The 8,388-nt window shown below is 42.0% G+C and carries 6 protein-coding genes and 1 pseudogene; all 7 read right to left on the bottom strand.

From position 1 onward, the window contains the following. Positions 1 to 246: pseudogene (locus NL42_RS02555) on the bottom strand (hypothetical protein); the annotation flags it as partial. Positions 247 to 484: 238 nt separating this feature from the next. Next, on the bottom strand, positions 485 to 1,705 hold the full coding sequence (locus NL42_RS02550) for a chloride channel protein (protein ID WP_461311663.1): 1,221 nt from the start codon (positions 1,703 to 1,705) through the stop codon (positions 485 to 487). Between the two features lie 303 nt (positions 1,706 to 2,008). Then, positions 2,009 to 3,730: an acetyl/propionyl/methylcrotonyl-CoA carboxylase subunit alpha gene (locus NL42_RS02545; protein ID WP_461311664.1), complete on the bottom strand. Its 1,722-nt coding sequence runs from the start codon at positions 3,728 to 3,730 to the stop codon at positions 2,009 to 2,011. Beyond that, positions 3,730 to 5,313, bottom strand: a complete 1,584-nt coding sequence (locus NL42_RS02540; protein ID WP_461311662.1) for a 5-oxoprolinase subunit B/C family protein — start codon at positions 5,311 to 5,313, stop codon at positions 3,730 to 3,732. The genes NL42_RS02545 and NL42_RS02540 overlap by 1 nt, the downstream gene beginning before the upstream one ends. Positions 5,314 to 5,346: 33 nt before the next feature. Next, on the bottom strand, positions 5,347 to 6,162 hold the full coding sequence (locus NL42_RS02535; protein WP_461311661.1) for a putative hydro-lyase: 816 nt from the start codon (positions 6,160 to 6,162) through the stop codon (positions 5,347 to 5,349). Positions 6,163 to 6,164: 2 nt separating this feature from the next. Further along, positions 6,165 to 6,929 carry a LamB/YcsF family protein gene (locus NL42_RS02530; protein WP_461311660.1) on the bottom strand — a complete coding sequence of 255 codons (765 nt, stop codon included), beginning with the start codon at positions 6,927 to 6,929 and terminating at the stop codon, positions 6,165 to 6,167. Positions 6,930 to 6,963: 34 nt separating this feature from the next. Next, the gene (locus NL42_RS02525; protein WP_461311659.1) at positions 6,964 to 8,217 is read right to left on the bottom strand and encodes an NRAMP family divalent metal transporter; all 1,254 of its coding nucleotides are present in this window, start codon (positions 8,215 to 8,217) and stop codon (positions 6,964 to 6,966) included. Positions 8,218 to 8,388: the final 171 nt, after the last annotated feature.

Raw genomic sequence — 8,388 nt, 5'->3', positions numbered from 1 at the left:
ATAGGAATTCGATTTTGAAAATTTATTCTTTAACGCATCAAAACTTAGACCAATTGTTCCTAGAACTGTTATAGCTGCCATAACAATTAAAGGTGCAATAACTGAGCCTAAAACAAAAACTCCCACTGTCCCCATAAAACTATGAGGTTCTATGATTGAATAAGCAACATAGTAAGGCAATAACAAAGCTAGAATATAAATACACCAAACAAAAAAATATCCCAATGCAAGTAATAGTGACTGCACAAATAAGCTCCACCTAAAAATCTACCCCAGTGTAATATATTGAGCAGTTATTTGTTACTATTAAGACTATTTAAGTAATATATCTTGTATATAACTCAACGCACTTAACCTTATTTTTTCTACTTAACATTAAAAGTACTTTAAGTTTTTTGAGATTATTCTCAGCTTTAATCTTCAAATTAATTTTAACTAGAACTAACTAAGCAAGAATCAAGTAATGCTCCTAATAAACTTTCCACTAATCCATCAACTTCTTACGGCGATACAACCCACAATTTCCAGAAAATAGCGCTGCCAATAAACAAGTAATAATGGCATAAGTGGCAACATTCATTCCAAATAGCTCAACAGCTAAAATAATAGACGTTAATGGTGCCTTACTCGCCCCAGAAAACAGACTCACCAAACCTAAGCCCGCAAGTAATGAAAGTGGTAGGTTTAAAACCGCACCTAAAGCATTACCTAATGTCGCCCCCACATAAAACAGTGGCGTAATTTCACCACCTTTAAAGCCTGAACCTAGAGTGATGGCAGTAAAAACGGTCTTGTTAAAAAAGTCGTAAAACTCAATCGGTACATAAAACGATGAAATGATTTTATCTGTACCCAAACCGTTGTACTGCTGATGCGCGGTAAACAACGTAAGTAGCATAATCACAATACCACCTACCATTGTTCGTAATGGCGAATAGCGAATGTATTTGTAAAAGACGTCACTCGCTAAATGAATGGCAGCAATAAAGAAACGTGCAGCTAAACCAAAGACTAATCCTGCCGCAATCAAGCTCATGAGTGTGCCAAAATGAATCGCTGGAAACTCACTAATGACATAAAAAATATGCGGATGAACAATATCGAATAATTCAGGAATAGTTGATGCAACAAGAGCTGACACAAAACATGGGAAAATGGCTGAGTATCTTAAATTACCTAAAGCAGTAATTTCCAAACCATAGATTGCACCGGCCAGAGGCAAGCCAAACACCCCAGCGAAGCCCGCACCAATACTCGCGATTAAACAAATTTTTCGGTTGTCTTCCGAGATTTTTAATATATGACTTAAATGATCAATTAAGGCACCTGAAAGCTGAACCGCTGGTGCTTCACGCCCCGCCGAACCACCAAACAACTGCGTTAAAATTGAGGTAATAAAAATGATGGGGCTCATTCGTTTTGGAATGAACGATTTAGGCTGGTGAATTTCATCAATCAGTAAATGCGTTCCCCGTTCAATGGGTGAACCATATTTTTTAATGAGATAACCAATACCAAACCCAACAAAAGGTAAGAAATAGATCAGCCAGTGATGCAGACTTCGAACTTTATTTGAAATATCAAAAGCGACAAAAATTAAAGTCGAGGCCAACCCTGCGACGACTCCAATCACAATTGATATGGCGAGCCAATAGACACTGTATTTTAGAATTTGATCATATTCAGATGAAGGTAGAATTTTCATTCGCGTTCTTCAATTAGCCTTTAAAATGGATGATAAATTCTCAATTTTTTTTATGCAGCCAGCTCATTAAGTGAGAAATGCTTAAACTGGGCTAAAAATTAAAGCTCGCATAGGCGAGCTTTCAATACAGTGATTAATTTTGATATCACCAAACAGGGCGAAATATCTCATAACCCTTTCTGGCTTTCAAGTTGAAAATGGTTAACGAGTACCGTGAAAATAGCTGACTGAGTTAATAAATAAGCATTTGATTTGACCCGATCAGACTAAAAATAAAATCAGGCCAAATTATCTATTCAAAACTTAATTAATGCTACCAATAATGGTTTCCGCATGGCAGGTCGCGCCCTTCTCTGCCTCAATCTGAATAACACCACTGCGGTGTGCAAGCACCTGAACTTCCATTTTCATAGCTTCCATAATGGCAACCACTTGGCCTTCGGTGACTTGCTCACCATTTTCGACTTTCCAAGCGCTAATCACCCCATTAATTGGGGCAAGTAAATGCTCAGCACTTACTTCTGGCTCGCTAGATTGTGCGTGAACTGCTGTTGTTGCAGGACCTTGTGCAAACATACCCGCAGGTAAACCTAGACGGTGTAACTTGCCATCAATTTCAATATAGCTCAGCAACATCGGTTGTTGATGGTTTGGAATGCTACGTTTAGTCGGTTTCAACTCTTGTTTAAAGTCATTTTCGATCCAGCGTGTATGTACATGAAACTCATTTGTAAAGTCAGGTTCATTGAGTACTGCACGGTGGAAGTCTAAAACTGATGCCACACCTTCAATTTTAAATTGCTTCAAAGCACGTTTAGCTCGAGCAATTGCAATTTCACGAGTTGGTCCAGTCACAATCAGTTTTGCCATGAGTGAATCAAAATGACTAGACACTAATGAGCCAGTGCGAACACCTGTGTCGACTCGTACACCATGACCAAACGGCGCTTCAAACAAACTCAACACACCAAACGCCGGAATAAAACCACGTGCTGGATCTTCGGCATTAATACGAAACTCAATTGCATGGCCTTGTGCTTTTGGTGTTTCTTTAATAGAAAGCTCATGGCCTTGTGCCACACGAATTTGCTCAACCACCAAATCAACTTTTGAAGTTTCTTCAGTCACTGGGTGTTCGACTTGCAAACGGGTGTTTACTTCTAAAAATGAAAGCTTGCCGTCACGACTCAGTAAATATTCAACTGTACCCGCACCTACATAGTTTGCAGCCTGACAAATATCTTTTGCCGAGGTTAAAATTTGCTGATAAATCTCGTCGCTAATAAATGGCGCTGGGGCTTCTTCGACTAACTTTTGGTTACGGCGTTGTAACGAGCAATCACGTGTACCCAATACCACAATATTGCCATGTTGGTCGGCAATCACTTGTGCTTCTACATGGCGCGGTTTATCGAGATATTGCTCGACAAAACATTCACCACGACCAAAGGCAGCTTTTGCTTCACGTACTGCCGACTCATAAAGCTCTTGAACTTCTTCGAGTTTCCATGCAACTTTTAAGCCGCGGCCACCGCCACCAAATGCAGCTTTAATGGCAATAGGTAAACCAAATTGTTTGGCAAATTCTAAAGCTTCATCTGCATTATTAAGTGGGTCTTGCGTGCCTTGAACCAACGGCGCACCGACTGAAGCAGCAATTTTACGTGCTTCGATTTTATCGCCCAGTTTTTCAATGGCACTTGGTGATGGCCCTACCCATTTTAAGCCTGCATCAATCACGGCTTGAGCAAATTCGGCACGTTCAGATAAAAAGCCATAACCCGGATGCACCATGGTCGCTTTCGATTTCTTTGCAACTTCAATAATGGCAGGAATATTTAAATAGGTTTCGCTTGCGGTAGCACCAGCCAAGCCCCATGCTTCATCTGCAAGTTCGACATGCATGCTGCCAATATCGTCATCTGCATATAACGCGACCGATGAAATTCCCATATCACGGCAAGCATGAATAATACGAACGGCAATTTCACCACGGTTAGCAATCAATAATTTTTCTGTATTCATCATTCATTCTCAAAATCTGTAAATTCGGCAATTTTTTTAAATTTGATATGGCAACCTGCTGGTATCTGCGCCACCAAATCCCAATGGTGTTTAGCAACAGAGCCAATGACCGGATATCCGCCCGTTAAAGGGTGATCATTCATAAACAAAACAGGCTGACCACTCGGTGGAATCTGCAAAGCACCAATGCATGTACCTTCACTTTCCAACTCATGGGTAATTTTGCGAGTTAAAGGCTGCTCACCTGAAAGTCTTAGCCCGACTCGGTTGCTTTCATTGGTCACAAGCCACTCTTGCTGACAGAGCAGTTCAATACTGTCTTGTTCAAACCAGTCTGTACGTGGCCCCATCACAATATCTAACTCAACCACTTCGCCAGCTTGCGGCAAATCGCTTTTGCCCACTTCATTTACGCTAATGTTGGTCGCCTTCACCTGTCCTTGATAAATGGTATCTCCGAGCTTTAAAGGCTCAGGCCCTAATATTGCCAAGCTATCAAACGAAGCACTATTGAGCACTGGTTCAACATCTATACCACCACGAACGGCTAGATAGTTTCTTAAGCCTGCTGTTGGTGGCTGAATTTGAAACTCATCGCCTTCATCCAGATCAATCGGCTGATAGCTTGCAAAGTCTGCGGTTTGGCCATCAGCAAATTTCACACGAATGTTTGAGATAGCTCCAGCCACCGCAATAACGCCAGCATGCTGCATTTTGGCTTTTAAGCCGCCATTTAAAACTTCAATGACAGATGTGTCGGTTGGGTTACCCAAAATACGGTTAGCACTGTGCATGGCAGATAAATCCATTGCACCAGCCACGCCAACCCCAATATTGGTCTGGTTTAAGCGCCCTTCGTCTTGAATAAGCATCTGTAAACTTGGCACAGTGATCTTGAACAGTGGCGTAGATTGTTTAGGCTCAACCGTACGAGTAATTTGCTGCGATACATTTACGGTTGTCGGACTATGCGTGACATCTTCAAAATGTACGGTCATGCCCGGTAACAGCAATGCAGGATTTTTACGTTCTAAATCCCACATTTTTTCTGATGTTGTACCAATCAGCTGCCAACCACCCGGACTGTCTTTTGGATAAATACCAGAGTATTTTCCAGCCAAGCCCAAAGAACCTGACGATATTTTTTTACGCGGAACTGTTAAGCGCGGAATATCGGTAAAAGGCTTATCGGGACTGCTCATATAAGCAAAGCCCGGCGCAAAACCAATAAAAGCCACATTCCACACACTTTCGTGATGTTTTCTAATCACATCAGCTACAGACAGCCCTTGTAGCTCGGCAACTTGCGCAAGGTCTTCACCGTCGTAACGAATCGGCACAATCACTTCTTGGCTGCTACGCTCAAACCCAGAATCAACTTTGAGGCTCTGAATTGAAGCAACCAGCGTTTTAAAGTTGGTTTCGATCTCGTTGAAAAAAACCAAAATTGTTTTTGCAGCAGGGACTAAGTCTTTAATTCCATTCAATTGCGTATTTTGCAATTTATTGTACAACGCCAAAGTTTCTTCTAGGCTCGCAAGCTCAATCAGAAAACAATCGGCGTTTACCGATAAAAAACGCATTTGCTTATCCTTTTTAATTCTTCTTTAGTCCAGTTAGCCAATCCAAGCACGGTCAGGAATATCAGTAATAAACATATGACCCGGTGCATGACTAATAGCAAAAGGAATTTTCGAGTTCATGACTGCCGCTTGCGGTGTTACCCCACAAGCCCAAAATACTGGAATTTCACCTGCTTCAATACGAGAGGCATCACCAAAGTCAGGCTTATTTACATCCTGAATTCCTAAGCTTTTAGGATGCCCAATATGTACAGGTGCACCATGTACACTTGGCATACGCGCGGTAATTTTTACCGCTTCACTAATTTGATGAGATGGAATCGGTCGCATTGAAACCACCATATTTCCAGAAATACGCCCTGCTGGCTGGCACTGAATATTGCTCAGATACATCGGCACATTGGTGTCATCATGAATATGGCGAACTTCAATACCCGCTTCTTGCAAAGCTGTTTCAAATGAAAAACTGCAACCAATTAAGAACGTGACTAAATCTGGATGGGCATTATAAATCTCGCTTGCATCGGTCACTTCATCAACCATTTCGCCATCTTTCCAAACGCGATAACGCGGGAAATCGGTGCGGATGTCTGAGTCTGCGGCAAGCTTGGTTGCATAGATGCCTTCTTCAAGCACATCAAGCACTGGGCAGCTTTGCGGATTACGATGCGCATAGAGTAAAAAGTCATATGCCCACTCTTTTGGCACCGAAATCATGTTGACCTGTGTCATGCCAGCCGCCATGCCCGCTGTTGGTTTATCAAAACCTGCACGGATTTTTAAACGCGCATCTAACGCGGCTTCAAGCTGAGCTGGGTCAACTTTAATATCCTTATACATTGTGCTCATCCTTATGCTTTGTTTACAAACGGGCGGATTTCAATATTGTTTTTTACAAGCTCGGCTTTAATGGCTGCCGACATCTCTAAGGCACCATCGGTGTCACCATGTAAGCAAATCGTGTCGGCTTGAATTGGGGTAAATACACCGTCAATTGACTCAACTCCGCCATTTTTAAGCATTGAAACCACACGCCTGGCAACAAATGCCGAGTCGTGTAAAACCGCTCCTTCTAAACGGCGAGATACCAGTGAACCATCGCTGTTATACGCACGGTCAGCAAATGCTTCAGACACGACTTTTAAACCAGCCGCTCGTGCTTGTTCTACCAAGTTTGATCCAGCCAAAGCCACTAAAACCAATTCAGGGTTATACATTTTAATTGCATCAATCACGGCTGCTGCTTGAGCTTGGTCATGTGCAATGGTGTTGTAGAGCGCGCCATGTGGTTTAACGTATTGCACTTTTGAGCCTGCCACTTTAGCCAAGCCATCGAGTGCAGAAATTTGATAAAGCACATCGGCAATAAGCTCGTCACGCGACAAATCCATATTACGGCGGCCAAAGCCTACAAGGTCTGGATAGGACACATGAGCACCAACAGTCACACCAAGCTCAACTGCTTTACGAACCGTTTTTAAAATGCCGAGCGGGTCGCCAGCATGAAAGCCACACGCAATATTGGCACTGGTCACGACAGGTAAAATCTGGTCATCATTACCCATTTTCCATGAGCCAAAGCTTTCACCCAAATCACTATTTAAATCTACAAACATGGCATTATTCCTTTATTACTTAACAAAGTCTGGCTTAAAGCTTGGTCAAATAGTTAAACACTGTCGTAAACGACATATAGCCCATCCACCACGTCAACAGACATGTTAATCCACCCAAAATAAGTAACCATTTTGGATAGTTATAATTACCCATTAAATCTTTACGGCACGCAGCAACATACACAAAAATTGTAAGACCAATTGGCAACACCAAACCGTTAAAACCACCCACAAAAATGAGTAGACCTGCTGGAGTTGCACCCAATAACACATAGAGCAATAAAGCCAATGCAATGAAGGTAATGGTCGTATAGTTGTTTTGTTTTGGGGTTAAGTTCTTTTTAAACACGTTAAAGAACGACACTGAAGTATATGCTGCACCAATGGTGCTACTAATGCCGGCTGCCCAGAAAATTAAACCAAATAATTTAAAACCAAATGTACCCGCTGCATATTGAAATGCTTGAGCTGCTGGGTTGGCATCATGGCTGGCTAAATCAATATTTGCACCGCTCACCACCACACCTAAAAACGCTAAAAACAATACATAGCGCATGATGCCGACAACAATAATGCCCTTGGTCGCAGCTTTTGCAACTTCATCAATATTTTCAGGGCCAACCGCACCTTTATCGAGTAAACGGTGTGCACCTGCATAGCAAATATAGCCACCGACTGTACCGCCGACAATGGTGGTAATAATGGCAAAGTCGATCTGGTCTGGAGCAAAAGTTTGATGTACAGCTTGACCAACAGGTGGCATCACAATCACGGCAACAATAATAATCAGGATAATTTTAAGCAATCCCAACACGATCATGCTTTTATCCATGGCAAGCGTTGCTTTTCTTGATGCAAAAATCAAAATGGCTAACGCACCACTTAAAATACCGCCCCACTTTGTGTCTAGGCCAAAAAGTGCATTGAGACCTAAGGCAGCACCTGCAATGTTACCAATACTAAAGAAAAAACCACCTAGAATAACCAGAAACGCCAGCAAGTAACCACTGCCGGGAATTGCTTTATTGGCAATATCCGAGGCACGCATTTGGGTAAGTGTCACCACTCGCCAAATATTTTGTTGAACCACATAATCAATCAGAATAGAAACTAAAATTGCGAAGCCAAATGCAGCGCCTAACTTGACTGTAAACACAGCAGTTTGAGTTAAAAATCCGGGCCCCATTGCAGAGGTCGCCATCATAAAGATTGAGGCAACAATGGCCCATTGGCGATCTGATAAAAAAGAAGATTTCAGTAAAGACATATTAATGCGTTCCTCATCCATTTGAGCTTAACAACGCTATTTGCAAGTTGAACCAAGAACACCATTTCGTTCCCAAATGATATTCTTTAATCCTTTTAAATGACAAAGATTCCCTGTTCCCCAATCAACTCAATCGGTGATCAAATCTTGTATCTAAGATAAAAACATAGCTAATCCCTACGGACAATAAGA

It is taken from the genome of Acinetobacter sp. GN11, assembly GCF_054823985.1.
Note: the sequence above shows the minus strand (reverse complement) of the source record. Positions and strands in the feature narration are given on the sequence as shown.